Annotated in this window: 23 protein-coding genes; 9 read left to right on the forward strand and 14 right to left on the reverse strand. The window is 67.5% G+C overall.

The genetic code is table 11. The annotated features are described in order from the left end of the window. Positions 1 to 95 precede the first annotated feature (95 nt). Both sphsw_RS11145 and sphsw_RS11150 read right to left on the reverse strand, forming a co-directional pair. Complete coding sequence (locus tag sphsw_RS11145) at positions 96 to 509, reverse strand: DUF350 domain-containing protein (RefSeq protein WP_031440686.1); 414 nt, start codon at positions 507 to 509, stop codon at positions 96 to 98. A 31-nt stretch (positions 510 to 540) separates the two neighbouring features. Continuing rightward, on the reverse strand, positions 541 to 1,182 hold the full coding sequence (locus tag sphsw_RS11150; RefSeq protein WP_031440687.1) for a DUF2491 family protein: 642 nt from the start codon (positions 1,180 to 1,182) through the stop codon (positions 541 to 543). A 125-nt stretch (positions 1,183 to 1,307) separates the two neighbouring features. Between sphsw_RS11150 and sphsw_RS11155 the strand changes: the two genes are divergently transcribed. From sphsw_RS11155 to sphsw_RS11170, 4 genes are read left to right on the forward strand one after another with little or no spacing between them, the layout of a single operon-like run. Beyond that, positions 1,308 to 1,742 carry a YjfI family protein gene (locus sphsw_RS11155; protein WP_031393897.1) on the forward strand — a complete coding sequence of 145 codons (435 nt, stop codon included), beginning with the start codon at positions 1,308 to 1,310 and terminating at the stop codon, positions 1,740 to 1,742. Positions 1,743 to 1,769: 27 nt separating this feature from the next. After that, on the forward strand, positions 1,770 to 2,519 hold the full coding sequence (locus sphsw_RS11160; RefSeq protein WP_031440688.1) for a PspA/IM30 family protein: 750 nt from the start codon (positions 1,770 to 1,772) through the stop codon (positions 2,517 to 2,519). Continuing rightward, positions 2,519 to 3,706, forward strand: coding sequence for a glutathionylspermidine synthase family protein (locus sphsw_RS11165; protein WP_031440689.1), 1,188 nt, complete (start codon positions 2,519 to 2,521; stop codon positions 3,704 to 3,706). Before sphsw_RS11160 ends, sphsw_RS11165 begins: the two co-directional genes overlap by 1 nt. Then, entirely contained in the window at positions 3,699 to 4,238 is a 540-nt protein-coding gene (locus sphsw_RS11170; RefSeq protein WP_031440690.1) for an ankyrin repeat domain-containing protein, read from the forward strand. Before sphsw_RS11165 ends, sphsw_RS11170 begins: the two co-directional genes overlap by 8 nt. 110 nt (positions 4,239 to 4,348) lie before the next feature. On the opposite strand, the gene trhO is transcribed toward sphsw_RS11170, so the two are convergent. From trhO to sphsw_RS11185, 3 genes are read right to left on the reverse strand one after another with little or no spacing between them, the layout of a single operon-like run. Continuing rightward, positions 4,349 to 5,374 carry an oxygen-dependent tRNA uridine(34) hydroxylase TrhO gene (gene trhO / locus sphsw_RS11175; protein ID WP_081874287.1) on the reverse strand — a complete coding sequence of 342 codons (1,026 nt, stop codon included), beginning with the start codon at positions 5,372 to 5,374 and terminating at the stop codon, positions 4,349 to 4,351. Between the two features lie 38 nt (positions 5,375 to 5,412). Beyond that, positions 5,413 to 6,132: a PAS domain-containing protein gene (locus sphsw_RS11180; RefSeq protein ID WP_235188366.1), complete on the reverse strand. Its 720-nt coding sequence runs from the start codon at positions 6,130 to 6,132 to the stop codon at positions 5,413 to 5,415. A 30-nt stretch (positions 6,133 to 6,162) separates the two neighbouring features. Further along, positions 6,163 to 7,320: a saccharopine dehydrogenase family protein gene (locus sphsw_RS11185; RefSeq protein ID WP_031440693.1), complete on the reverse strand. Its 1,158-nt coding sequence runs from the start codon at positions 7,318 to 7,320 to the stop codon at positions 6,163 to 6,165. 101 nt (positions 7,321 to 7,421) lie between these two features. On the opposite strand from sphsw_RS11185, the gene sphsw_RS11190 reads away from it, so the two are divergent. After that, positions 7,422 to 7,772 (forward strand): TfoX/Sxy family protein, encoded by a 351-nt coding sequence (locus sphsw_RS11190; protein ID WP_031440694.1) that lies wholly within the window; start codon positions 7,422 to 7,424, stop codon positions 7,770 to 7,772. Here sphsw_RS11190 and sphsw_RS11195 read toward each other — a convergent pair. Continuing rightward, entirely contained in the window at positions 7,769 to 9,544 is a 1,776-nt protein-coding gene (locus sphsw_RS11195) for an ABC transporter transmembrane domain-containing protein (protein ID WP_031440695.1), read from the reverse strand. The genes sphsw_RS11190 and sphsw_RS11195 overlap by 4 nt on opposite strands. A 187-nt stretch (positions 9,545 to 9,731) precedes the next feature. Here sphsw_RS11195 and sphsw_RS11200 point away from each other — a divergent pair, with 187 nt between their 5' ends. Continuing rightward, the gene (locus sphsw_RS11200; protein WP_031440696.1) at positions 9,732 to 10,964 is read left to right on the forward strand and encodes a polyhydroxyalkanoate depolymerase; all 1,233 of its coding nucleotides are present in this window, start codon (positions 9,732 to 9,734) and stop codon (positions 10,962 to 10,964) included. A 69-nt stretch (positions 10,965 to 11,033) separates the two neighbouring features. Here the strand turns inward: sphsw_RS11200 and sphsw_RS11205 are convergent, their stop codons facing one another. The 3 genes from sphsw_RS11205 to sphsw_RS11215 all read right to left on the reverse strand — a co-directional run bounded on the left by sphsw_RS11205 (position 11,034) and on the right by sphsw_RS11215 (position 13,284). After that, complete coding sequence (locus sphsw_RS11205) at positions 11,034 to 11,516, reverse strand: pyridoxamine 5'-phosphate oxidase family protein (RefSeq protein WP_031394543.1); 483 nt, start codon at positions 11,514 to 11,516, stop codon at positions 11,034 to 11,036. Positions 11,517 to 11,594: 78 nt separating this feature from the next. Further along, positions 11,595 to 12,773 carry an acetyl-CoA C-acyltransferase gene (locus sphsw_RS11210; protein ID WP_031394542.1) on the reverse strand — a complete coding sequence of 393 codons (1,179 nt, stop codon included), beginning with the start codon at positions 12,771 to 12,773 and terminating at the stop codon, positions 11,595 to 11,597. A gap of 52 nt (positions 12,774 to 12,825) precedes the next feature. Further along, positions 12,826 to 13,284 (reverse strand): MaoC family dehydratase, encoded by a 459-nt coding sequence (locus tag sphsw_RS11215; RefSeq protein ID WP_031440697.1) that lies wholly within the window; start codon positions 13,282 to 13,284, stop codon positions 12,826 to 12,828. Positions 13,285 to 13,417: 133 nt separating this feature from the next. Here sphsw_RS11215 and putA point away from each other — a divergent pair, with 133 nt between their 5' ends. Further along, a complete protein-coding gene (gene putA, locus sphsw_RS11220; protein WP_235188367.1) occupies positions 13,418 to 16,468 on the forward strand; it encodes a bifunctional proline dehydrogenase/L-glutamate gamma-semialdehyde dehydrogenase PutA in 3,051 nt (1,016 codons plus the stop codon). Positions 16,469 to 16,791: 323 nt separating this feature from the next. Here the strand turns inward: putA and sphsw_RS11225 are convergent, their stop codons facing one another. Both sphsw_RS11225 and sphsw_RS11230 read right to left on the reverse strand, forming a co-directional pair. Then, positions 16,792 to 17,967: a mechanosensitive ion channel family protein gene (locus tag sphsw_RS11225; protein ID WP_031440699.1), complete on the reverse strand. Its 1,176-nt coding sequence runs from the start codon at positions 17,965 to 17,967 to the stop codon at positions 16,792 to 16,794. 11 nt (positions 17,968 to 17,978) lie between these two features. Continuing rightward, complete coding sequence (locus tag sphsw_RS11230) at positions 17,979 to 19,010, reverse strand: DNA topoisomerase IB (RefSeq protein WP_042467075.1); 1,032 nt, start codon at positions 19,008 to 19,010, stop codon at positions 17,979 to 17,981. Positions 19,011 to 19,096: 86 nt separating this feature from the next. On the opposite strand from sphsw_RS11230, the gene sphsw_RS11235 reads away from it, so the two are divergent. After that, positions 19,097 to 19,660, forward strand: a complete 564-nt coding sequence (locus tag sphsw_RS11235; protein ID WP_031394328.1) for a type 1 glutamine amidotransferase domain-containing protein — start codon at positions 19,097 to 19,099, stop codon at positions 19,658 to 19,660. A gap of 34 nt (positions 19,661 to 19,694) precedes the next feature. On the opposite strand, the gene sphsw_RS11240 is transcribed toward sphsw_RS11235, so the two are convergent. Genes sphsw_RS11240 through sphsw_RS11250 form a run of 3 tightly spaced genes read right to left on the reverse strand, consistent with a single transcriptional unit; the run spans position 19,695 to position 22,394 of the window. Beyond that, on the reverse strand, positions 19,695 to 20,786 hold the full coding sequence (locus sphsw_RS11240) for an acyltransferase family protein (protein ID WP_031440701.1): 1,092 nt from the start codon (positions 20,784 to 20,786) through the stop codon (positions 19,695 to 19,697). Further along, on the reverse strand, positions 20,783 to 22,126 hold the full coding sequence (locus sphsw_RS11245; RefSeq protein WP_031440702.1) for a putative O-glycosylation ligase, exosortase A system-associated: 1,344 nt from the start codon (positions 22,124 to 22,126) through the stop codon (positions 20,783 to 20,785). The genes sphsw_RS11240 and sphsw_RS11245 overlap by 4 nt, the downstream gene beginning before the upstream one ends. Beyond that, a complete protein-coding gene (locus tag sphsw_RS11250; protein WP_152555482.1) occupies positions 22,119 to 22,394 on the reverse strand; it encodes a hypothetical protein in 276 nt (91 codons plus the stop codon). The genes sphsw_RS11245 and sphsw_RS11250 overlap by 8 nt, the downstream gene beginning before the upstream one ends. Before the next feature lie 18 nt (positions 22,395 to 22,412). Between sphsw_RS11250 and sphsw_RS11255 the strand changes: the two genes are divergently transcribed. After that, positions 22,413 to 23,189 (forward strand): glycosyltransferase (locus sphsw_RS11255; RefSeq protein ID WP_031440704.1); only part of this gene is annotated, 777 nt, incomplete at its 3' end.

Raw genomic sequence — 23,189 nt, forward strand, 5'->3', positions numbered from 1 at the left:
GCCGACATCGCCGTCGCAGGCGGTCAGCGAGATGCCCGAGCCCGCGATCAGGCCGGTGAGGACGATCGAGCTGGAACGCTTCATGTCTTTGCCTCTCAGTTCGTCATGCAGGCGGCATTGAGGATGCCGACGCAGAGCGAGATGCTGCCCATATAGGTGGCGGCGGCGATATCGCCCCGCACGATCCGGTCGTGAATGTCGCGCATCACGAGGCGGCGGACGACGAGCGCGGCGACGATCTGGATCACGCCTGCGAGCACCGCCCACACCGCGAACTCGACCAGCGTGACGGTGTGCGTCAGCGCGGAGGCGAGCGGGAGGACATAGCCGAGCAGCGCCGCGCCCAGCGTGATCGCCGCGGCGGTATTGCCGTCGCGGATCAGCGCCTTCTCGTTATAGGGCGTGGTCGCCTGGAAGATGATCTTGAACGCGATGGTGAAGAGCCCGGCCGCGACGAACGCGATCAGGAAGGCCGCCGCGCTGGCGCCGAAGCTGTAATAGTCGATCATCTGAATCCCCCGGAACGCTGATGCGACGATGCTAGGCGCGGAACTCGCCGAGTTCCAGTGCGACGCCGAGCATGATCTCGAACGAGACCTCGCCCGCCTCATTCTCCTGGTCGATCGCGAGCAGCAGTTCGCGTCCGTCGTCGCCCGGCAGGTCGCGGCCGAACAGCATGCAGGTCTGGAAGATGCGGCGGTCGACGATGCCGTCGCGGTCGTCGTGGAGATCCTCCCAGAAGGTCACCGGTTCCTGCTCGCTCGCCTCGGGGCCGAACCAGACGCGGTCATAGTCGGGGAGCCCCTCGGCGGTGAAGCTGCGCGCCTTGAGCCGGGACTTCCAGGCGGGGCGTTCGGCGGCGGAGGAGGGGTAGGCGCTGTCCCAGGGCGCGAAGATCGTGACGTCGGTCACGTCCTGCCCCGCGCGGTCGTTCGAGACCGCCTGGAACATGATGTCGTCATCGGTGTAGAACCGGTGGACGAACCCGCCCTCGTTGAGGTCGACGAGACCCTGCGCGACGATCACCAGCGTGTCGCGGTCGAACGGGAACAGCAGCTCCGACCCGAACCGGCGCCAGGCGAGCGGGTCGACGATCACCGTGCGGCCGAGCGTGACGTTGCGGATGACGGGAAGTCCGGAGCCTTCAAGCGGTTGCTTGCGGCCGAACAGGCGATCGAACATGCAATCCTCACGTTATGGTTCGGCCTGTGCATAGGCGAAAGCGGCGATGCTCGCAAAGCGCCATTGGCGCGCCCTTCGCCGACGCCTATGTGTGCGGGCACGCGACAAGCACGGGAGTTCTTGCATTGACCGACATCTGGACCGTCCGCAGCCTGAAGGCCGCGCTCGATACGTCCGAGCCTGCGAAAACGGGGGAGTTGAGCGTCCGTATCGTCGAGGGGGCGGATCCGATCCTGCTCGTCACGATGCACGAGCATGGCGACCTCGAACTGTTCGTCAATGTCAGCGAGGCGCAGATCTCGGCCTCGACCCTGCTCTGGCCGTGCGACGAGCAGGAGGACCAGGCGGCGTTCAACGCGTTCCTGCTGAAAACGCAGAAGCTGGTGCCGCTGTCGAACTTCGGGATCGGCAGCGTCGAGGGGCGCGATTATTATGAACTGTTCGGCGAACTCGCGACGTCGAGCCGGCTCGACACGATCGTGATCGAGCTGCGCACGCTGGCCGAGAACGCGATCGATGCGGCCACCGACCTGCGCAACGCGCAGATCCCCGCCGCCTGACCCAAAGCATCATACGGAGAGACTGGCATGGCCATCTGGAGCAAGATTTTCACCCTCGGCCGGGCGGGCGCGCATGAAGCCGGCGCGGCGGTCGTCGACGCGAACGCCCTGCGGATCCTCGACCAGGAAATCCGCGACGCGGACAAGGCGCAAGGGAAAGCGCGCGACGACCTGGCCGGGCTGGTCGCCCGCCGTCGCATCCTCGAGACTGAGGTCGAGAGCTTCCGCGCGCAGGCCGCGAAATACGAGGCCTCGGCGCGGATCGCGGTCGAGAAGGGCAATATGGATCTCGCGCGGCAGGTCGCGCAGCGGATCGCCGATCTCGAACAGGACATCGCGCTGAAGAGCCCGCAGGTCGAGGACATGCGCGCCGCCGAGGAGCAGATCCACACCGCGGTCGCGCAGACCGACCGCAAGATCGAGCAGCTCCGCCGCGAGGTCGAGGTCGTCAAGGTCAACGAGTCGGTGCAGAAGGCACAGGCGACGGTCGCATCGGGCAGCATCGGCGCGGGCAACAAGCTGGGCTCCGCGGCGGACAGCCTCGCGCGGATTCGCGAGCGGCAGGCGATCCGCGGCGAGCGCATCAAGGCGGCCGGCGAGCTGGAGGATCGGCGCACCGGCGCGGATCTCGACGAGAAGCTGCGCCAGGCGGGGATCCTGCCGGGTCAGTCGTCCGCGGACGACGTGCTCGCCCGGCTGACCGCGCCCAAGACCGACCAGCTCGGGCAGACGCTGCGGATCGAGCAGCGCGACGACAGCAAGACGCAGGACAACTGATGCGCCGGATCGCGGTCGACCCGCGCGGCGACTGGCGCGAACGGGCCGACGCGATCGGGTTCGTCTATCACGGCACGGCGGTCGGCGACGCAATCGAACCCTATTGGGACGAGAGCGCCGCCTATGCCTTCACGCTGGCGGAGATCGAGGAGGATCTCGAACCCGCGGCCGAACAGATGCACGCGATGTGCCTCGAACTGGTCGACGAGGTGGTCCGAGACCAGCAGCTGATGGAGCGGCTCGCGATCCCGCGCGAGCAGTGGAATTACGTCGCGGAGACGTGGCGGACGCGCCAGCCGTCGCTCTATGGCCGGTTCGACTTCGCCTATGACGGGACGGGGCCGGCCAAGCTCTACGAATATAATGCCGACACGCCGACATCGGTGTTCGAATGCGCAACGTTCCAGTGGATGTGGCTCGAAGACCTGCTCGCGAGCGGGGCGATGCCGGCGGGGACCGACCAGTTCAACAGCCTGTTCGACAAGCTGCGCGAACGCTTCCGCGCGCTGTTCCCGAGCGGTGGCTTCGTCCATTTCGCAGCCGATGCGACCGCGATCGAGGACCGGCAGACGGTGCGGTTCTTCGAGGATCTGGCGAGCCAGGTCGGGATCGAGCCCAAGTTCGTCGAGATGAAGGATATCGGCCTCGCCGCCGATGGCCGGTTCGTCGACCCCGAAGGCTTCGAAGTGCAGGCGGCGTTCAAGCTCTATCCGTGGGAGTTCATGCTGCGCGAACCCTATGCGCCGAACCTGTCGCGCGCGGACGTGCGCTGGATCGAGCCGGCGTGGAAATCGATCCTGTCGAACAAGGGTATCCTGCCGCTGCTGTGGGAGCGGCATCCCGGGCACCCGAACCTGCTGCCCGCGTTCTTCGACGGCGATCCGGCGGCGAAGATCCTGGGGCCGCGCCATGTCCGCAAGCCGCTATTCTCGCGCGAGGGTGCGAATGTCGAGATCGTCGGCGGGGAGGGCGGCACGCCCGCCATTCTCGACCAGGGCTATGGTGCCGAAGGGGCTATCCTCCAGGCCTATGCGCCGCCGCCGGTGTTCGACGGGCGGCATCCGGTGATCGGGGCGTGGATCGTCGGCAACGAAGCCGCGGGGATCGGCGTTCGAGAGGATGAGACGGTGGTGACGCGCAACATGGCGCGCTTCGTCCCGCATATCATCGAGGCGAATGATGACTGACGTACGTGAGCTGCCGCCATTGCCGCCGATCGAGCGGCTGGTCGAACTGATGTTCGACGCCGCGCGGATGGGGCGGGACGAGATGATCCCCGCGCTGCTGCAGGCGGGGGTCGATATCGAGGTTACCGATGCGCGGGGGTACACGCCGCTCGTGCTGGCGAGCTACAATGCGCAGGAGTCGACGACGCGGCTGCTGCTCGACGCGGGCGCGCGGGTCGATGGCGATCCGGCGAGCACCGCCAATACCGCGCTGATGGGGGTGTGCTTCAAGGGCTATACGCCGATCGCGCGGATGCTGATCAAGGCGGGGGCGGACGTGAACCGGCGCAACGGCGTCGGGCAGACCGCGCTGATGATGGCGGCTCTGTTCAATCAGGGGGCGATCATCGACCTGCTGATCGAACAGGGTGCGGATCCGGCGGTGGTCGATGCGGCGGGGAACAGCGTGGCGTCGCTGGCGATGTCGCAGGGGAATGCGGCGCTGGCGGCGCGGTTTGCTGAGGGTTCGCACGGGTTGGGATCCGCCGCCTGAACGTCGTCATCCTGACGAAAGTCAGGATCCAGAGCCATGAAGGTGCCGCCCGTTACTCTGGATCCTGACTTTCGTCAGGATGACGGGAAGGGGGTGGGTCCGGACGTTCCTTAGGGTGACGGGTGGGTTTGGCCGTCGTCATCCGCGTGCGTCTGCGGGAGGACCGCGCCGACATGCGTCTGGCCGCGGGCTTCGGCGAGGCGCATCTGGCGTTCGCGTTCGGCATAGCCGGCGCGCTGGGTCGCGTCGCGGGCGTCGTGGCAGGCGGGGCAGCTGATCCCCTCGACATAAAGCGGCGAGGCGCGGTCGGCGGGGCTGACGGGCATGCGGCAGGCGTGGCACAGGCCGTGCGTGCCGGGGGCGAGGCCGTGGCCCACCGCGACGCGCTGATCGAAGACGAAGCATTCGCCCTCCCACAGGCTCTCGGCCTCGGGCACGGTTTCGAGATATTTGAGGATGCCGCCCTTCAGGTGATAGACCTCGTCTAACCCTTCCGCTTTCAGGAACGCGGTCGACTTCTCGCAGCGGATCCCGCCGGTGCAGAACATCGCGATTCTTGGCGGCGGGCCATCGCCGACCAGTTGGTCGCGGTGGTCGCGGAACCAGGCGGGGAAGTCGCGGAAGCTGCGCGTCTTCGGGTCGATCGCGCCTGCAAAGCTGCCGACCGCGACCTCATAATCGTTGCGCGTGTCGATCACGATCGTGTCCGGATCGGCGATCAGCGCGTTCCAGTCGCCGGGCTCGACATAGCGGCCGACATCGCCGAGCGGGTCGATATCGGGTTCGCCCATCGTCACGATCTCGCGCTTCAGCCGGACCTTCATGCGGTGGAAGGGCATCGTTTCGGCGCGCGAATCCTTGACGTCGAGCGCGGCACAGCCGGGCAGTGCGCGGATATGCGCGAGCACGGTGTCGATCGCCGCGTCTGTCCCCGCGATCGTGCCGTTGATCCCCTCGGCTGCGAGCAGCAGCGTGCCCTTCACCCCTTGCGCGCAGCACAGTGCGGCGAGCGGCGGCTTGATCGCGGCGATGTCGGCAAAGGGCGTGAAGCGGTAGAGCGCGGCGACGCGGACCGGTCCGAGGGACTCGGGATGGCTCGCCAGAGGATCGGCGGCGGGTAAGGGGTCGGCAGGCATGGGCAGGACGGTCCGGATCGAAGATGGCGCCGTCGCTGTTACGCCAAGTCGGAGTAGGTGGCGAGCAGGGTTTCGGTCCTGGCGAGGCCCGTGGCGGTGAGCTGGATCACGCCCGCGCTGCAGTCCGGGCGTTCGACCAGGCCCTTTTCGGCGAGCGCGCCGATCCAGCGGTGCGTGCGCGACGGATCGAGCAGAGCGAGCGCGCCCAGCGTTGCCGCATCGATCACCCGACCCTCGGCCTCGGCGAGATAGATCTGCACCAGCACGAGCCAGGCATGGTCGCCGAACAGGTCGTCGCCCAGTTGCTCGCGTCGTCGGCGCAGGCTCCGGTCGACCTTCAGCGCGACCTGCCAGAGCCGTTCGGGCATGACGACGTCGGGCACCGCGGTGAGCGCCTTGGCTTGCGGAAGGTAGAGCGTGCCGACGAGCCGGCCGGCCTCGAGCCCGCGGTCGAGCCGCGAGACATGGACGTCGACCCACACCGCGGCACCGCCGGGCTGGAGATAGCGCTTGCGGATGCAGACCGGGCCCGCGCCGGGGGCGAGCATGGTGACCCGATCGATGTTGCGGACGCGGTCGTCCGGGTGGGTCACGTCGGCATAGGACCGCCCGACGAGTTCGCTAAGCGGCCGCTGCAGCAGGTCCTCGACGGTCTGGTCCATCGTCAGTAGCAGACCGTTCGGGTCCGACAGGGAATGGCCGACGAGCATCGAGGCGAGGGTCCTTTGTAATCCCCCGTGCAGATAGGGCGCGATCACCCTTATATCAAACGTTTACGCCGTGATCGCTCAGCTGGTGACGAAGGTCAGCCCGGCATGCGCGATCAGCCGGTCGCGCAGTTTGGCGCCCATCAGCGCGCCCGGCGTCCAGATGCCGCCATCGCCCGCGACATCGCGGACGAGGCAGATCGCCGCCTCCGCGATCATCTTGCTGGTCGATCCATAGCCCGGGTCGCGGTCGCCCGTCACGACCGTGTCGATGCGGCTGCCATCGGGCATGATCCCTGCGAACAGCAGGTCGTAATGGCCTTCATCGCGTTCGGCCTTGGAGGGGCCTTCGCCGGGCTTCGGGCCCTTGTCGCCGGCGAAGGGATTGAACTTCGCGATCGCCTCCGCCGCGGCCTTGCCCATGTCGCCGAGCCCCGCGACCATCATCTCGTCATAGACGAAGTCCGCGCCATAGGCCTCGCCGAGCAGGAAATTGGTGCGGTGGACGTTCTTGGTGTTGATCGGCGCCATCACGAACGGCGCGACCCAGGTCTGGAGCGTCGAGTCATATTCGGGGATCAGCCCGCTCGGCTGATGCGGCCCGGTGAAGCCGGGGGTGAGTGCGAACGGGCTCGTCAGCAGCTTGACGATACCGGGATCACGCGCGGCGGCGGCGAGCGTCGCCTTGAGGCTGGCCGCGGTGCCACCGGAGAAGGTGCCCTTCATCGTCCGGACGCGGCCCTTCACGCGCGGCGCAGGACTGCCGTAGCGTGCCCTGGCCGCCTCCTGGAGCGTGAGCACGCCGAGATCGAACGGGATGCTGTCGAAACCGCAGGAGAAGACGATCCGGGCGCCGGTGCGCGTGGCCTCTCCCTCGTGCGCGTCGATCATGTGCCGCATCCAGGCGGGTTCGCCGCACAGATCGACATAGGCGGTGCCCGATGCGGCGCAGGCGGCGACGAGGTCGGAGCCGTAGAGCTGATACGGCCCGACGGTCGAGATCACGACGGTCGCGCGCTCGACCATCGCGCGCAGGCTTGCCGGATCGTCCGAGTCGGCGGTGATGAGCGGCGTGTCCGCGGGCGCGCCGATCAGGTCGCGAACCTCCTCGAGCTTGGCGCGCGATCGCCCGGCCATCGCCCAGGTCAGGCCGGTAGGATAGGTCTGGACCAGATATTCGGCGACCAGCCGGCCGGTGAAGCCGGTCGCGCCATAGATGACGATGTCGAAGTCGCGCATGTCCATCTCCCGTTTTGCCGCAAGTCTGCCCCGACCGACGCCGCCTCGCAAGCGAAACGCCGCGTCTCGTCAAGGCGGGGCGGATCTGTCAGGATCGGGCAATGGCCTCCGACCCGAGCATCGTCGCGTTCATCGTCGAGCAGATCGCCGCGGCGGGCGAGGTCGCCGCGCGGCCGGTGTTCGGCGAATATGGCGTCTATTGCGACGGGCGGATGGTGGCGCTGATCTGCGACGACCGGCTGTTCCTCAAGCCGACCCCGGGCGGGCGCGCGTTCGCGGGCAGCGACGGCGCGGCGATCGAGGAGGCATCGCCCTATCCGGGGGCGAAACCCTGTCTGGTGATCGACGCGGATCGCTGGGACGATGCCGACTGGATGGCCGAGATCGTCCGGATCTCGGCCGCCGAGCTGCCGCTGCCCAAGCCCAGGCGGGCGAAATCGCCGAAGGGCTAGGCCGCGTCGTTGAACTGCAGGCTCGCGAGCCGTGCATAGAGGCCGCTGTTGGTCATCAGCGCCCCGTGCGAGCCCTCCTCGACGATTTGACCGTCGTTCATCACGATGATCCGTTCGGCGGCGCGGACCGTCGCGAGGCGGTGCGCGATGACGAGCGTGGTGCGGTTCGCCATGAGCCGTTCGAGCGCCTCCTGGACGAGCCGTTCGCTCTCCGCGTCGAGCGCGCTGGTCGCCTCGTCGAGCAGCAGGATCGGCGCGTCGCGGAGCAGCGCGCGCGCGATCGTCACGCGCTGGCGCTGGCCGCCCGACAGCCGCGCGCCGCCTTCGCCGAGGAAGGTGTCGAGTCCTTCGGGCAGCTTGCGGAGAAATTCGGCGGCGTTGGCGGCCTCGGCGGCGGCCCAGAGCTGGTCGTCGGTCGCGGTCCAGTCGCCATAGCGGAGATTGTCCCGCGCCGACGCACCGAAGATCACGGTTTCCTGTGGCACCATCGCGATCCGGGCGCGGACCGCGGCGGGATCGGCGTCGCGCAGGTCGACGCCGTCGAGCGTCACGCGACCCGCATCGGGATCGTAGAAGCGCTGGACGAGCTGGAACAGCGTGGTCTTGCCCGCGCCCGAGGGGCCGACGACCGCGACCGTCTCGCCCGGTTTGATGTCGAGCGAGAAGCCGTTGAGCGCCGCGACGTCGCGGCGGGTGGGGTAATGGAACCGGACGCCCTCGAAGGCGAGTGCACCGCGCGACGGCTGCGGCAGCGCGACGGGCGTGGCGGGCGGCGCGATTTCGGGCGTCTCGCGGAGCAGTTCGGACAGCCGCCCGGCGGCACCCGCGCCGCGCAGCAGATCGCCGTAAACCTCGGTCAGCGCCCCGAACGCGCCCGCGACGATCCCGCCGGTCAGGACGAAGGCGGCGATCGCGCCGCCGCTGATCCGCCCGGCGGCGACGTCGACCGCGCCTTCCCACAGCACCAGCGTGATCGAGCCGAACAGCAGGCCGATGACGATCGCGGTCATGATCGCGCGCAACAGGATCCGCGCACGCGCCGCGGCAAAGGTCGCGCGCACCGCGTCACCGAAGCGGGTCGCCTCGCGGTCTTCCTGCCCGAACGCCTGCACGACCTTCATCGCGCCGAGCGTCTCGGTGGCGATCGAGCCGACATCGGCGACGCGGTCCTGCGAGGTGCGCGAATAATTGCGGACGCGCTTGCCGAGCAGCGCGATCGGCAGGACGATCAGGGGGATGCCGATCATCAGCAGACCGGCTAGCTTGGGCGAGATCGCGAACAGATAGATCAGCCCGCCGACCCCGGTGAAGGTGTTGCGCAGCGCGATCGAGACGGTGCTGCCGACGACCTGGTCGATCAGCGCAGTGTCCGAGGTCAGCCGCGAGGCGATCTCCGACGGGCGATTTTCCTCGAAGAAGCGCGGCGTCAGGGTGAGCAGGTGACGCTGGACCGTGGTGCGGATGTCCGCGACGACCCGTTCGCCAAGCCACGACACATAATAGAAGCGCACCGCGGTCGCGACCGCGAGCACGACGACGATCATGAGCAGATAGTGGAACGAGGTCCCGACCGATCCGCTCGCGCCCGGGCCGAAGCCGCGGTCGATCACGCGCTTGAAGCCGTAGGGTATGCCGATCGTCGCGGCCGAGGTGGTTACCAGCGCGAGTCCCGCAAAGGTGATCTGGCGCGGGTAGTTCGCGGCGTGTCGCCACACCATTGCAAGGTCGCCGATCCGGCGGGGCGTCTTTTCGTCGAGTATCGGCTTGGCCATGGCGGATCGCCTAGCAGCGGCGGGGGTCACGCTCAACGGCAACCGCATGACGGCCGGGTCGTTGAACAAACGGGACGTGCGCGGCCGAGCGGGACAGAAACGCGTGCGCATCCGATCAATGCCCCGTTGCGCGACGGCATAATTGCGTTACGGAAATGTTAACCCCTATCGGGGTAGAGGATACCGAATGCTCTACGATGCCTATGAATTCCAGCGGTCGATGATGGCAGGCGCCAGCAGAATGGCCAGTTTCGGGGCGGGAATGCTGAACAATCCAGCAAACCCATTCGCCTATTTGGGCGGCGGCGCGGTCGTCGGATCGGCGCTGGAGGTGTTCGCGCACGTCAATGCGACTCGCGGAAAGCCGGCGTTCGGCCTCGACCACACGATCATCGACGGACGCGAAGTCGCGGTCCGCGAGGAGATCGTGCTGCGCAAGGATTTCGGCCAGCTCAAGCGGTTCGTGCGGGAGGGCGTCGAGGGCGGACCCAAGATGCTGATCGTCGCGCCGATGTCGGGGCATTATGCGACTCTGCTGCGCGGCACGGTCGAGCGGATGCTGCCGTTCGCCGATGTGTACATCACCGACTGGCGCGACGCGCGCAGCGTTCCGCTGTCCGCCGGACGGTTCGATCTCGACGATTATATCGATTACGTGATCGCGTTCCTCGAGGCGATCGGCGCGAACGAGGGGCAGGGCGGCACGCATATGCTGGCGGTCTGCCAGCCGTCGGTGCCCTGCTATGCCGCGGCGGCGCTGATGAGCGCGGACGGCAATCCGTGCCGGCCGAAGACGCTGACGCTGATGGGCGGGCCGGTCGATACGCGCGAGGCGCCGACCGCGGTCAACACGCTGGCGACCGAGCGTCCGCATACGTGGTTCGAACAGAATGTCATCGCGACGGTGCCGGCCAATTATCCGGGCGCGGGGCGCAAGGTCTATCCGGGCTTCCTGCAGCTGGCCGGCTTCATGTCGATGAACCTCGGCAACCACATGGTCTCGCACTGGGAGATGTATAAGCATCTCGTCCAGGGCGACGGCGAGAGCGCGATGGCGAGCAAGGGGTTCTACGAGGAATATCGCTCGGTCTGCGACATGACCGCCGAATTCTATCTGCAGACGATCGACGTGGTGTTCCAGTCCCACGCGCTGCCGCGTGGCCTGCTGACGCACCGTGGACGGCCGGTCGATCCGGCGGCGATCACCGATATCGGCCTGTTGGCGATCGAGGGTGAACGCGACGATATTTCGGGGCTGGGGCAGACCAAGGCGGCGCTGTCGCTGGCGACCGCTCTTCCCGAGGCAAAGAAGCGGTATCTGATCGCCGAGGGGGCCGGCCATTACGGGATCTTCAACGGATCGCGCTGGCGCAACACGATCGCGCCGGTGGTCGAGGAGTTCATCACCGCGAACGGATAAGGATCCGCCAGTATAAAGGTCGATCGCGACCGCCGGTGCTATAACCTGCGGTCGCGATCGGTAGTTGGGTCAGCCGACCGAGTCGACGACCGCGTGGCTGCTCGACTCGCTCGACGTGATCGTGCCGCCGAACAGCATCTTGACGCGTCCGGTCAGCGAGATGTCGGTTTCCCAGAGTTCCGCGCTGTTGATGTCGAAGCGCAGCAGCGTGAGGTTGGGGTCTTCCTTGCCGCCTGGAAACCAGGCCTCGACCTGGTTGTTCCACAGCTTGTCGATCTGCGTGCGGTCGTTCATCTGCGAGACGGTGCCGGCCATGCACGCGAAGAAATCATGCCCCTTGCCGACGAACTGCGCCATTGCCGCGCCGCCCTTGGCGATGCGGTTGTCGCGACCGGCGAAGAAGAACAGCACGTTTGGCTGATCGTCGTCGAGCTGCGCGGTCATCGGCTCGGAATGCTGGCCGTCGTCGAGGCCGATCATCACGAACGGGCTGGACTTCAGCTTGTCGAGGAAGGTGTTCGCGACTTCCTGCGGGGTATCCTTGTCGGCCATCGTCGTTCTCCTATTGGCTTGGATTGCCACAGAGAACGGGCGGGGCGGAGGATGGTTGCCACCGCCGCCCCGCGAGCATCACAGGACTTCGAACAGGCCCGCCGCGCCCATGCCGCCGCCGACGCACATCGTCACGACGACATGCTTTGCGCCGCGGCGCTTGCCCTCGATCAGCGCATGGCCGGTCGCGCGTGCGCCGGTCATGCCGTAGGGATGACCGATCGAGATCGCGCCGCCGCTGACGTTGAGCAGCTCGTCGGGAATGCCGAGCGTGTCACGGCAATAGAGGACCTGGACCGCGAACGCCTCGTTCAGCTCCCACAGGCCGATATCGTCCATCTTGAGGCCGAAGCGCTTGAGCAGCTTGGGGATCGCGACGACCGGGCCGATCCCCATCTCGTCGGGTTCGGTGCCGCCGACCGCCATGCCGATATAGCGGCCGAGCGGCTGGAGCCCGCGCTGCGACGCGATCTTCTCCTCCATCAGCACCGAGGCGGACGACCCGTCGGACAGCTGGCTGGCATTGCCCGCGGTGATCGTCATGTCGGGGCCCATCACGGGTTTCAGCGACTGGAGGCCCTCGAGCGTCGTGTCGGCGCGATTGCCCTCGTCGCGGGCGATCGTCACCTCCTTGTAGGTGACGTCCTTGGTCTCCTTGTTGACGATCGCCATGTTCGCGGTGACGGGGACGATCTCGGCGTCGTAATAGCCCGCGGCCTGCGCGGCGGCGGTGCGCTGCTGCGACTGGAGCGCATAGGCGTCCATCGCGTCGCGCGTGATGCCGTAGCGCTTGGCGACGACCTCGGCGGTCTGGAGCATCGGCATATAGACGTCGCGGTGCATCGCGAGCAGTTCGGGATCGGGGGCGACGCGCATCTGCGGCGTCTGGACGAGGCTGATGCTCTCGACCCCGCCGCCGATGGTGATGTCCATCTGGTCGGTGATGATCTGCTTGGCGGCGGTAGCGATCGCCATCAGCCCGCTGGCGCACTGACGGTCGAGCGACATGCCGCTGACCGTCGTCGGCAGCCCGGCGCGGAGCAGCGAGGTGCGCGCGATGTTGCCCGCCTGATGCCCCTGCTGGAGCGCGCAGCCGAAGACGACGTCGTCGACTTCGCCCCCGTCGATGCCAGCGCGCTCGACCGCGGCCTTGATCGAATGCGAGGCGAGCGTCGGCGCGGGGGTGTTGTTGAACGCGCCGCGATAGGCGCGACCGATCGGGGTACGGGCGGTGGAAACGATGACGGCTGAACGCATGATGCTATCCTTTTTTCTGAAGTCCCCTCCCGCAAGCGGGAGGGGAGCGGTATCAAACGAAAACCTGGCTGATCCATTCGGCGATCAGGGCGGGCTTGTCCTGGCCCTCGATCTCGACCGCGAAGCTGTTGGTCTGCTGCCATTGGCCGGGGCGCTTCTCGTCGAACGACAGCAGCTTGAAGCGGCCGCGGACCTTCGATCCCGACCGGACGGGCGTGAGGAAGCGGACCGAATTGCCGCCGTAATTGACGCCCATCTTCGCGCCCTCGATGGTCGGCGCGTCGGGGATCTTCGACGACAGGAGCGGCATCAGCGAGAGCGTGAGGAAGCCGTGCGCGATCGTCCCGCCGAACGGGGTCTGGGCCGCGCGGGCGGGATCGATATGGATGAACTGATGGTCGCCGGTGGCGTCGGCGAACTTGTCGATCATGCCTTGCGTGACCTCGACCCAGTCGGACAGCGTCTCGGTGCCGACGCGGTTCTGCATCTCGGCGGTGGTGATCGTCGCCACGGCATTCCCCTCCTAGCCTGTTTGGCGCTAAGCGCAGCGACGTCTCTAGGCGTACAGGCTGGCCGACCGCAAGCCTCACCCAACCGGAAGCTGGAAAATGTCGACTGCCGTAACGTCCAATGCCCGTAACACCATGGCAAAGCTGTACCGCGCAAGCGAACCCGATGTTCTAAAACCGCTGCTGGAGCGTGCCGCGCTCGATTCGGATTCGCGAGAGCGGGTGATGGGGCATGCGCTCGGCCTGCTCGCCGACCTTCGCGCGGCGCAGAGCAAGGGCTGGGTGAACCAGTTCCTTCAGGAATATCGGCTGAATTCGTCGGAAGGGGTCGCGTTGCTCTCGCTGGCCGAGGCGTTTCTGCGCGTGCCCGATCCCGAGACCGCGGACCTGCTGATCGCGGACAAGCTGGGCGATGCCGACTGGCGTGCGCACGCGGGCAAGTCGAATTCGAAGCTCGTCAATTCGGCGACCTGGGGGCTGGTGGTCGGCCGCGTGCTGGTCGGCGAGGGCGCGACCGGGCCGCTGCGCCGGCTGATCAGCCGTGCTGGCGAGCCGTTCGTGCGCCAGGCGGTGGGTGCCGCGATGAAGATGATGGGCGAGATCTTCGTGATGGGCCGGACCATCGACGAGGCGATGAAGCGGATGCGGCGGCCCGAGAACAAGGGCTTCACCGCGAGCTTCGACATGCTGGGCGAGGCGGCGCGGACGCATGCCGATGCGCAGCGCTATTTCCAGGCCTATGTTGGTGCGGTCGATGCGGTCGGGCGCGATCCGGCGGCGGGGCATTCGATCTCGGTCAAGCTGTCGGCGCTGCACCCGCGCTACGAGGTCGCGCGGTGGAGCGAGTGCGTGCCCGCGCTGACCGAGATGCTCGAGGCACTGGCGGCGCAGGCCGCATCGAAGGGCATTGCGCTGACCGTCGATGCGGAGGAGTCCGAGCGGCTCGAGATGAGCCTCGACATCATCGGCACGGTCGCCGGGCTGCCGTCGCTGAAGGGCTGGGACGGGTTCGGCATGGCGGTGCAGGCGTATGGCAAGCGCGCGCGGCCGGTGATCGCATGGGCGAACGGGCTCGACCGGATCATGAATGTGCGGCTGGTCAAGGGCGCCTACTGGGACAGCGAGATCAAGCGGACGCAGGTCGAGGGGCTGGCGGACTATCCGCTGTTCACGCGCAAGGCGGCGACCGACGTGTCGTATCTGGCGGTCGCCAAGGACATGCTGGCGGCGGAGAATATCCGGCCGGCCTTTGCGAGCCACAATGCGCTGACGGTCGCGACGATCATGGAATGGGCGGGCAACAGCCGCGATTTCGAGTTCCAGCGGCTGCACGGCATGGGCGACGGGCTGTACGAGCGGCTGGTGCAGGAGAATGGCTATCACTGCCGCGTCTATGCGCCGGTCGGCGGGCACCGCGACCTGCTGGCGTATCTCGTCCGGCGTCTGCTGGAGAATGGGGCGAATTCGAGCTTCGTGCATCAGCTGGCGGACGAGCGGCTGACCGAGGGGGAGATCCTCGCGGATCCGGTGGCGAAGATCGCCGCGGTCGGGGGCAAGCGGCATCCGAGCATTCCGTTGCCGGTCGACCTGTTCGGGGCGGGCGGGCACCGGAATTCGGCGGGGCTCGATTTGAGTGACGTGGATACGCTGGCGGCGACTGTTAAGGTGGTGAATGCGCCGGTCGCTGCGTCAGGGTACCACCCCGGCGAAGGCCGGGGCCCAGTTGGGGGCGGTGGTGTGACGGAGGACGGCGCGTCGTCACGGCAGCTTTCCCAACTGGACCCCGGCCTGCGCCGGGGGGGAGCAGAAGGGTTGGGCGGGGATCAGGTCACGGCCGCCATCACCCGCGCGCATGCGGCGTTCCCGGGCTGGTCGCGGTCGCCCGTCGAGGAGCGCGCGGCGTGTCTCGATCGGCTGGCCGATCTGCTCGAGACGCATCGCGACGAGCTGATGGCGATCTGTGTGCAGGAGGCGTTCAAGACGATCCCCGACGCGATCGGCGAGGTGCGCGAGGCGGTCGATTTCTGTCGTTATTACGCGCAGCAGGCGCGCGCGAAGCTGCAGCCGATCGAGCTGGCGGGGCCGACGGGCGAGCGCAACATGCTGCATATCGAGGGGCGCGGCGTCTGGGCGACGATCGCGCCGTGGAACTTCCCGCTGGCGATCTTCCTGGGGCAGACGGTGGCGGCGCTCGTCACGGGCAATGCAGTGGTGGCCAAGCCCGCGCCGCAGACGCCGCGGATCGCCGCGCGGGCGGTCGAACTCGCGCATGAGGCGGGCGTGCCGGCCGACGTGCTGGTCCTCGTCACGGGCGGGCCGGAGGTCGGTGCGGCGCTGACCGCGGACGCGCGGATCCAGGGCGTGGCGTTCACGGGGTCGACCGCGACCGCGCGCAAGATCGCACGCGCGCTGCTCGAGGACGACAGCCGGCCGATCGTGCCGCTGATCGCGGAGACGGGCGGGATCAACGCGATGATCGTCGATTCGACCGCGCTGCCCGAGCAGGTCGTGGCGGACGTGATCGCCTCGTCCTTCCGCTCGGCGGGGCAGCGTTGCTCGGCGCTGCGGCTGCTGCTGGTGCAGGAGGATATCGCGGACGGCGTGATCGAGATGCTGTCGGGCGCGATGGACACGCTGAGGATCGGCCGTGCGGGCGATCCGGCGACCGATGTCGGGCCGGTGATCGACCAGGCCGCCTATGACCGGCTGATGGCGTATCGCGCGCGGGTGGCGGCGAAGACCGTCAAGACGCTCGACGTGCCCGCAGATGGCCTGTTCGTGCCGCCGACTTTGGTGCGGATCGGTGCGATCGAGGATCTGAACGAGGAGTGGTTCGGGCCGATCCTCCACGTCGCGACCTGGGAAGCGGGCAAGCTGAGCGAGACGATCGCGCGGGTCAACGCCAAGGGCTACGGCCTGACGATGGGGCTGCACAGCCGGATCGCGCGCGCCGCCGAAGTGATCGAGGCCGAGGCGGCGGTCGGCAACCTGTACATCAACCGGTCGATGATCGGTGCGGTGGTCGGATCGCAGCCGTTCGGCGGCGAGGGGCTGTCGGGGACCGGGCCCAAGGCGGGCGGGCCGCGCTATCTCTACCGCTTCTGTGCGGAGCGCGCGGTGTCGGTGGATACGACGTCGGCGGGCGGGAATGCGACGTTGCTGTCGCTGGATGAGGGGGGGATCTGAGGGGGCTTTTCTAGGCCTATTTACCTTCGCCTCGTCATGCTCGCGGAGGCGGGGATCCATAGTGGCTGGCGGTGGGGGGTATCGCGATCCGTTGAGTATATGGATCCCCGCCTTCGCGGGGATGACGGAGGGGGTGGGCTTCCCCCTTGCAGCAGGCGTGCCGCGCTTCGTTCGTCCTCCCCGGCGGAGGCCGGGGCCCAGTTGGGGGACGGGCGTAACGACGGGTGCGTTCCGTTACTGCGGCCTCACCAACTGGGCCCCGGCCTTCGCCGGGGAGGGGTAATGGGTTGGTGTGGCGAGTTCCGTCAGACCCGGGGGCGGCGTCAGGTGGATGGTGTATTCGCGCGCGCCTGTTGCACCTGCGGGAATGGCATCACCATCGACCCGTCCGGGGCGGCGGTGAGGTTGACCTGGGTGGGGAAGGCGATCTCGATCTCGTCGTCGTTGAACCGCTGCAGGATCGCGATGCCGACGGCGGTGCGGCCGTTGTAGAAGCTGGCATAGTCGGGGCCGTCGCTGTCGAACTGGACCTCGAAATCGAGGCTCGATGCGCCGAAGCCGGTGAAGCCTGCACGCACGAAGATCTTGCCCTGCGCCTCGACCACGTCCTTCAGCATGTCGGGGATGCGCGCGCAGATTTCGGCGGGGGTGAAATAGGTAACGCCGATGATGAACTTCGCACGGCGATGGTTGCGCTGCGTGTTGTTGAGGATCTCCTTGTTGAGGAGGTTCTTGTTCGAGATCACGCGCTCCTCGCCGTCGATACCGCGGATGCGCGTCGATTTCAGGCCGATCGCCTCGACGCTGCCCGAGGCGGTGTCGTAGCTGATCGAATCGCCGCGGCGGAACGGGCGGTCGAAGATGATCGCGAGCGCGGCGAACAGGTCGGCGAAGATGCCCTGCGCGGCCAGACCGATCGCGATGCCGCCGACGCCGAGGCCCGCGACGAGGCCGGTCACGTTGACGCCGAGATTGTCAAGCACGACGACCATCGCGACCGCGAAGACGACGAAGGTGACGAGCAGGCGGATCAGCCCCATCGCCGACAGCAGCGCCTCACCCGAATAATGTTCGGACTGGGTGCGGTGCTCGATCGCGCCGAGGATGATCTCGCGCACCCAGACCGCGACCTGGAATACCGCGGCGACGGTGAAGAGGAAGTTGACCGTGGTCGCGACCTCGCCCGGTGCGGCGGAATAGCCGTCGACGAGCTTGGCGGCGAGCATGACGATGAAGAAGTTGCTGGTCCGCGAGACCGCCTTGCCGACGACGATCCCCCAGCCGTTGAGCGCGCGCGGGCGTTCGCATAGCCGGCTGCCGAAGCGGCGTGCGGTGTGGAGCGCGAGGACGATCAGCGCGCCGGCGCCGAACGCGATGAGGATCTGCAGCCAATAGGCCTGGACCCAAGCGAGGCTGGCGGTGACGAAGCCCTGTGCCTGGCTGCCGACATCACTCGCGTTGAAGATGGGGGCTTTAGCGATGCTGTTCGTATTGGACATCTGGATACTCGTCAGGCCGCGACGGTGATGGTCGCGGGGGTGCCGGCCTCGAGAAAGGCGATCAGGCCGCATTCCTCCCGGCTGAGATAGCGCTTGGCGCGCGGCAGGCGGAGCGCCTTGCGGAAGGTCGACTGGCCCTGTTTGACGAGGTCGATCAGGGCGGGGTGAACATAGCTCTTGCGCGCGATGGCATGCGTGTTGCCGAGCCGCGCGACGACCGGCTCGAGCATCGCCTTCAGGCTGAGATCGCGCTCTGCCGAGGCGAGTGCCTCGAACGCGGCGACGCTGGCGGCCCAGGTGCGGAAGTGCTTGGCGGTGAAGTCGGTCCCGGTGACCGCCTGGATATAGGCGTTGACGTCGCTCGACGTGACGGGATGCGCGACGCCGTCATCGTCGAGCCAGGCGAAGAGATGCTGTTCGTCGAGGTCCTGGCATTTCTTCACGAAGCTGCTGAGCGAGCGATCGGTGATTTTGAGCGTGCGCATCTTGCCCGACTTGCCCTTATATTCGAGCCGGAGCGTGGCGCCCTTCACCGCGCCGTGGCGCTTGCGGAGCGTCGTCGCGCCGAAACTTTCGTTCGCGGCGGCATAGGCCTCGTTCCCGATGCGGATATGCCCGCCGTCGAGCAGGCGGAGGACCGCGGCGACGGCGCGGTCGCGGCTGAGCGAGCGTTTGCGCAGATCGGCCTCGACCGCCTTGCGCAGCTTCGGGAGAGCGAGACCGAAATCGGCGCAGCGCTCATATTTCGCGGCGTCCTGCGCCTCGCGGAAGCCGGCGTGATAGCGATATTGCTTGCGACCCTTCTCGTCCCAGCCGACCGCCTGGATATGACCATTGGGCTTCGGGCAGAACCAGGCGTTGCTGTAGGCGGGGGGCAGGCCGACCGCGTTCAGCCGGTCGATCTCGTCACGGTCGGTGATGCGGGTGCCCGATGCGTCCCAATAGCCCCAGCCGGCGCGAATCTTGCGGCGGGAAATGCCGGGCTTGCTGTCATCTGAATATACGAGTCTGCTGGGCAATGCGTCGTTCCTTCCGGCCGACATTCGAAATGTTCGGGCGGGCGCATCGTTCCGGAACGACCGGCGCGGCGCGGGGTTGAGGGGGCACGGGATTTCACTGGAGACATGACATGGCCGATCTTTCCCAGGCACGCATTCTGATCCTCGCCACCGACGGTTTCGAGACCGTCGAGCTGTTCGAACCCAAGAAGGCGCTCGAGGCGGTGGGCGCGAAGGTGACGCTCGCGTCGATCAAGACCGACCCGATCCAGGGCATGAAGGGCGACATCAACAAGGCGGAGACGATCACCCCCGAGCTGACGCTCGACGAGGTTGATACCGACGATTACGACGCGCTGGTGCTGCCCGGCGGCGTCGCCAACCCGGACGCGATGCGCGTCCAGGAGCGCGCGATCGAGATCATCACCGAGTTCATGGAGGACGGCAAGATCGTCGCGGCGATCTGCCATGCGCCCTGGCTGCTGGCCGAGGCGGACGTGATCGACGGGCGCCGGCTGACGAGCTTTCCGTCGATCCGCACCGATCTGGAGAATGCCGGCGCGGACGTGGTCGATGAGGAGGTCGTGGTCGACGACAATCTGATCACCAGCCGCAAGCCCGACGACATCCCCGCGTTCAACAAGGCGATCATCGCCGCGCTTGAGGAAGAGCTGGCGGACGAGCCGGTCGACTGACGCTCGACGGCCAGACACGAAGAGATACCGGGGGTCAGCGTGTTTGCTGGCCCCTTTTTGCTGCTTGTCCGAAGCGGTTGATCCAGGCCTGCGCGGGCCGCTCGACGCCGTGGTACAGCGCGAGGGAGGCGAGCAGGATCGCGATGAGAAGCGCGCCGATCAGGAACGGCGGGACCGCGACCGCGCTGGCGACGAACGCCATCTTGAACGCGGTCCAGAGCAATGAATGGCTGAGATAGGTCGCAAAGCTGATCTCGCCGAGCCGGTGCAGCGGCCATGAGGCGAGCGGGTTGCGGCGCCGGCTCGAGGTCAGCGCGAGCGCGAGCAGCAGCGCCGCGAGTGCGGCCGGCACCGCGACGATCTCGTTCAGAAGGCCGCTAGCAAAGCTCGCAAAGCCCAGGCCGCTGACACACACTGCCGCGATGAGTGCGCGCCGGGGCTGCTCGCGGTGGCGTAGCCACAAAGCTGCGACCGCTGTGCCTGCGCCGAATTCGGTGACGCAGCGCAGGATGCCGAACCAGGGGATCGCCTGGCCGAGCGTCGCCATGCCGTTCGATCGCATCACGTAAGCGAGCAAGCCCAGCGCGACGGCGATCGCTGCGATCAGGCCCGGTGTCGGGACGCGTCGCCAGTCGATGACGAGCGGCAGCAGCGGGAAGACGAGATAGGCGAACATCTCGCTGGAGATCGACCAGGCGGGATCATTCCAGTCGAGCGCGGTGATGCCTAACCAGTCGCGCGTCATCGGCCAGTTCTGGAGCAGAAGGATATGCACCGGCAAGCGGTCGAGCGGGAAGCGCGGGTCAGGGGGGCGTCCGGTCAGCGCCAGCGCGGCGACGATCAGCAGCGCGAAGCCGAGCATGACGAGGTGGAGCGGCCAGATCCGCGCGACCCGGCGGCGCAGGAAGCCGGGGATGGCGCGCCAGCGCTGCACGGCGATCCGGTTGGCATAGCTCAGCCAGATCACGAAGCCCGAGAGAAGGAAGAAGAAATCGACCGCGAGATAGCCCTTGGCGAGAAACCGCTGCACGCCGTCGGACACGCCGAGCGCGGCGCGGAGATGGAACAGCACGACGAACCAGGCGGCGACGCCGCGCGCGCCGGTCAGCGCCCGGAGTTCGGTCATGCGGGCAGGGGCGTGCGCGTAGGGCGACGCATCGGCCGGAAGCTCGCCTCGCGGCGCTTGCGCCCGAGATAGGTGTCGAGCCCGATCTGTGCGCCGATCAGCATGTAGATGAACGGCTGGAACGCGATGGCGATGAACGCCGCGCCGAGCAGATAGACGAGATGGCCGGTCTGCAATGCGGCGGCGAGCGGGCCGGCCCAGGCGAACTGCCCTTCCGGATCGCGGTAGCGGCGGCGCAAAATCTCCATCCGGACGAGGCCGCCGAGATTAAGGACCAGCCATAGCGCGAGACCGAAATAGCCCTGTTCGCCGAGCATCTCGAAATAGGCGCTGTGATAGGCGCGCGCCTTGTCTTCCTCGACACGACCCGGCGTCGCAGCACCGGTGCCGGCGAGGTCGTAGCGGATGCGGTTGCCGCGATAGGCCTCGAACCCACCGCCGAACGGATGCGATTTGGCATAGTCGATCGTCCACTGCCACACCGCGATCCGGGTCGAGGCGGATTCGTCGGCCTGGTAGGTCTTGATCGTGTTCATGCGGTCGGTGAAGGTCGAGGGCAGGAAGGGGATGGCGATCAGCCCGAGTGCGGTCAGCCCCGCCAGATACAGCGCCTTGCGTCTGACGACGCGGAGCGACAGGACCGCGAGCAGCGCGATGCAGAGCAGACCGGTGCGCGTCGAGGTGCCGACCGGGATCAGCAGGCAGGCGAAGACGAGCGCGACGCAGAAGCCGCGGACGCGCCAGTCGGGTTTGAAGATCGTCCCGTAGCGCATGAACCAGATAATGATCGGGATGATCGCAACCGCGACCGCGCTGATCGTGCTGCCTTCGTAGAGCCCCGAATTATTGTCGACCATCAGGTTCAGCTGACCATAGCCGCCGCCGCCGCTGGCGATCGTCTTGATCCCGCCGACGATGATGATCGAGGCCGCCGACAGGATCATGAACAGCAGCAGCGCCTCGATCCGGAGCCGGGTGCGCAGCGTCAGTGGCAGGAAGGCGGCAAAGGCGAGCGCCTTCCAGACCCAGTCCCATTTGTCCTTCGCCTCGATCGGGAAGTCTGCGGCAAGCGTGGTCGCCCAGCAATAGAGCAGCAGCACGACGATCAGCAGCTGACGCGGCGCGACGCGGGTGTCGCGCTTGTCGTCCGCGATCAGCCAGCCGCCGACCGCCAGCGCGACCGCGATCAGCGAGATGGGGACGGTGTTGAGCAGCAGATAGGTCAGCCGCTGCGGCGAGACGATGTCGATATAGACATAGGCGAGGACGAGCAGGAACGGACGCCGGAACCCGAGCGCGAAGATCGCAGCCAGAAAGCCGATGAAGGCGAGATCACGCACGCGGGCGGCGTCCGGTACCGCGTGCCGCCGGGCGGTCACCGGCGGGCGGGCTGCCACCCTCACGATCGTTGCCGGCTTCCGGCTCGGAATCGAGATCGGCGCGGCGCAGGAGCAGGATCGCGGCGATCATCATCAGGCCGTGCGTCAGGCCCAGCGCGAAATTGTCGATCATCGGCCCGCCTTTCCGTGTCTGCGCGGTCCCGTTGCCGCCTGTGTCCGTCGCCGCGGCATAGGCCATGGCGGTTGACGCGCCGTTAAGCGCTGTCATGGCAACACGCTACTCACGATGCGCATTCTTCATATCCTCGACCACGGCCTGCCCCTGCAGAGCGGCTATACCTTTCGCACGCGGGCGATCCTCAAGGCGCAGGAGGCGCGCGGCTGGACGGTCGCGGCGGTGACCGGGCAGCGTCATGGGTCGGCCGCCGCCGCGGTGGAGTCGGTCGACGGGCTGACCTTTCACCGGACGCCGGCGACGCGCCGGTCGGGGCCGCTGGGGGAGATTGCCGGGATCCGCGCCTTTGCCCGGCGGATCGAGGCGGCGGTCGACGCCTTTCGCCCCGACATCCTGCACGCGCATTCGCCGGTGCTCGATGCGCTGGCGGGGCTGATCGTCGCGCGGCGGCGCAAACTGCCGCTGGTCTACGAGATCCGGGCGTTCTGGGAGGATGCCGCGGTCGGTAACGGCACCGGGGCCGAGGGATCGCTCGCCTATCGGACGACGCGCGCGCTCGAGACCTGGGCGGTCGGCCGTGCGGACGGCGTCGCGGTGATCTGCGAGGGACTGCGCGACGACCTGATCGCGCGCGGGATCGACGGGGGCAAGATCATGGTGTCGCCCAACGGCGTCGACCTGACGCTGTTCGGGGCGGTGCCGCCGCGCGACGACGCGCTGGCGACGACGCTGGGGCTCGACGGCAAGGATGTGGTCGGCTTCATCGGCAGCTTCTATGATTATGAGGGACTGGACGACCTGATCGCGGCGATGCCCGCGCTGGCCGCGGCACGGCCGGACGCGCGGCTGCTGCTGGTCGGGGGCGGGCCGATGGCGGATGCGCTGGCG

The organism is Sphingomonas sp. FUKUSWIS1 (assembly GCF_000733135.1).
GTDB lineage: Bacteria > Pseudomonadota > Alphaproteobacteria > Sphingomonadales > Sphingomonadaceae > Sphingomonas > Sphingomonas aerolata.

Coding starts and splice junctions, on each gene's coding strand:
- sphsw_RS11145 (WP_031440686.1), bottom strand. CDS start 509: ATGATCGACTATTACAGCTTCGGCGCCAGCGCGGCGGCCTTCCTGATC.
- sphsw_RS11160 (WP_031440688.1), top strand. CDS start 1,770: ATGGCCATCTGGAGCAAGATTTTCACCCTCGGCCGGGCGGGCGCGCAT.
- sphsw_RS11195 (WP_031440695.1), bottom strand. CDS start 9,544: ATGGCCAAGCCGATACTCGACGAAAAGACGCCCCGCCGGATCGGCGAC.
- sphsw_RS11200 (WP_031440696.1), top strand. CDS start 9,732: ATGCTCTACGATGCCTATGAATTCCAGCGGTCGATGATGGCAGGCGCC.
- sphsw_RS11240 (WP_031440701.1), bottom strand. CDS start 20,786: ATGACCGAACTCCGGGCGCTGACCGGCGCGCGCGGCGTCGCCGCCTGG.
- sphsw_RS11185 (WP_031440693.1), bottom strand. CDS start 7,320: ATGCGCGACTTCGACATCGTCATCTATGGCGCGACCGGCTTCACCGGC.
- sphsw_RS11235 (WP_031394328.1), top strand. CDS start 19,097: ATGGCCGATCTTTCCCAGGCACGCATTCTGATCCTCGCCACCGACGGT.
- sphsw_RS11225 (WP_031440699.1), bottom strand. CDS start 17,967: ATGTCCAATACGAACAGCATCGCTAAAGCCCCCATCTTCAACGCGAGT.
- sphsw_RS11230 (WP_042467075.1), bottom strand. CDS start 19,010: ATGTCGGCCGGAAGGAACGACGCATTGCCCAGCAGACTCGTATATTCA.
- sphsw_RS11170 (WP_031440690.1), top strand. CDS start 3,699: ATGACTGACGTACGTGAGCTGCCGCCATTGCCGCCGATCGAGCGGCTG.
- putA (WP_235188367.1), top strand. CDS start 13,418: ATGGCAAAGCTGTACCGCGCAAGCGAACCCGATGTTCTAAAACCGCTG.
- sphsw_RS11165 (WP_031440689.1), top strand. CDS start 2,519: ATGCGCCGGATCGCGGTCGACCCGCGCGGCGACTGGCGCGAACGGGCC.
- trhO (WP_081874287.1), bottom strand. CDS start 5,374: ATGCCTGCCGACCCCTTACCCGCCGCCGATCCTCTGGCGAGCCATCCC.
- sphsw_RS11190 (WP_031440694.1), top strand. CDS start 7,422: ATGGCCTCCGACCCGAGCATCGTCGCGTTCATCGTCGAGCAGATCGCC.
- sphsw_RS11205 (WP_031394543.1), bottom strand. CDS start 11,516: ATGGCCGACAAGGATACCCCGCAGGAAGTCGCGAACACCTTCCTCGAC.
- sphsw_RS11210 (WP_031394542.1), bottom strand. CDS start 12,773: ATGCGTTCAGCCGTCATCGTTTCCACCGCCCGTACCCCGATCGGTCGC.
- sphsw_RS11250 (WP_152555482.1), bottom strand. CDS start 22,394: ATGACAGCGCTTAACGGCGCGTCAACCGCCATGGCCTATGCCGCGGCG.
- sphsw_RS11150 (WP_031440687.1), bottom strand. CDS start 1,182: ATGTTCGATCGCCTGTTCGGCCGCAAGCAACCGCTTGAAGGCTCCGGA.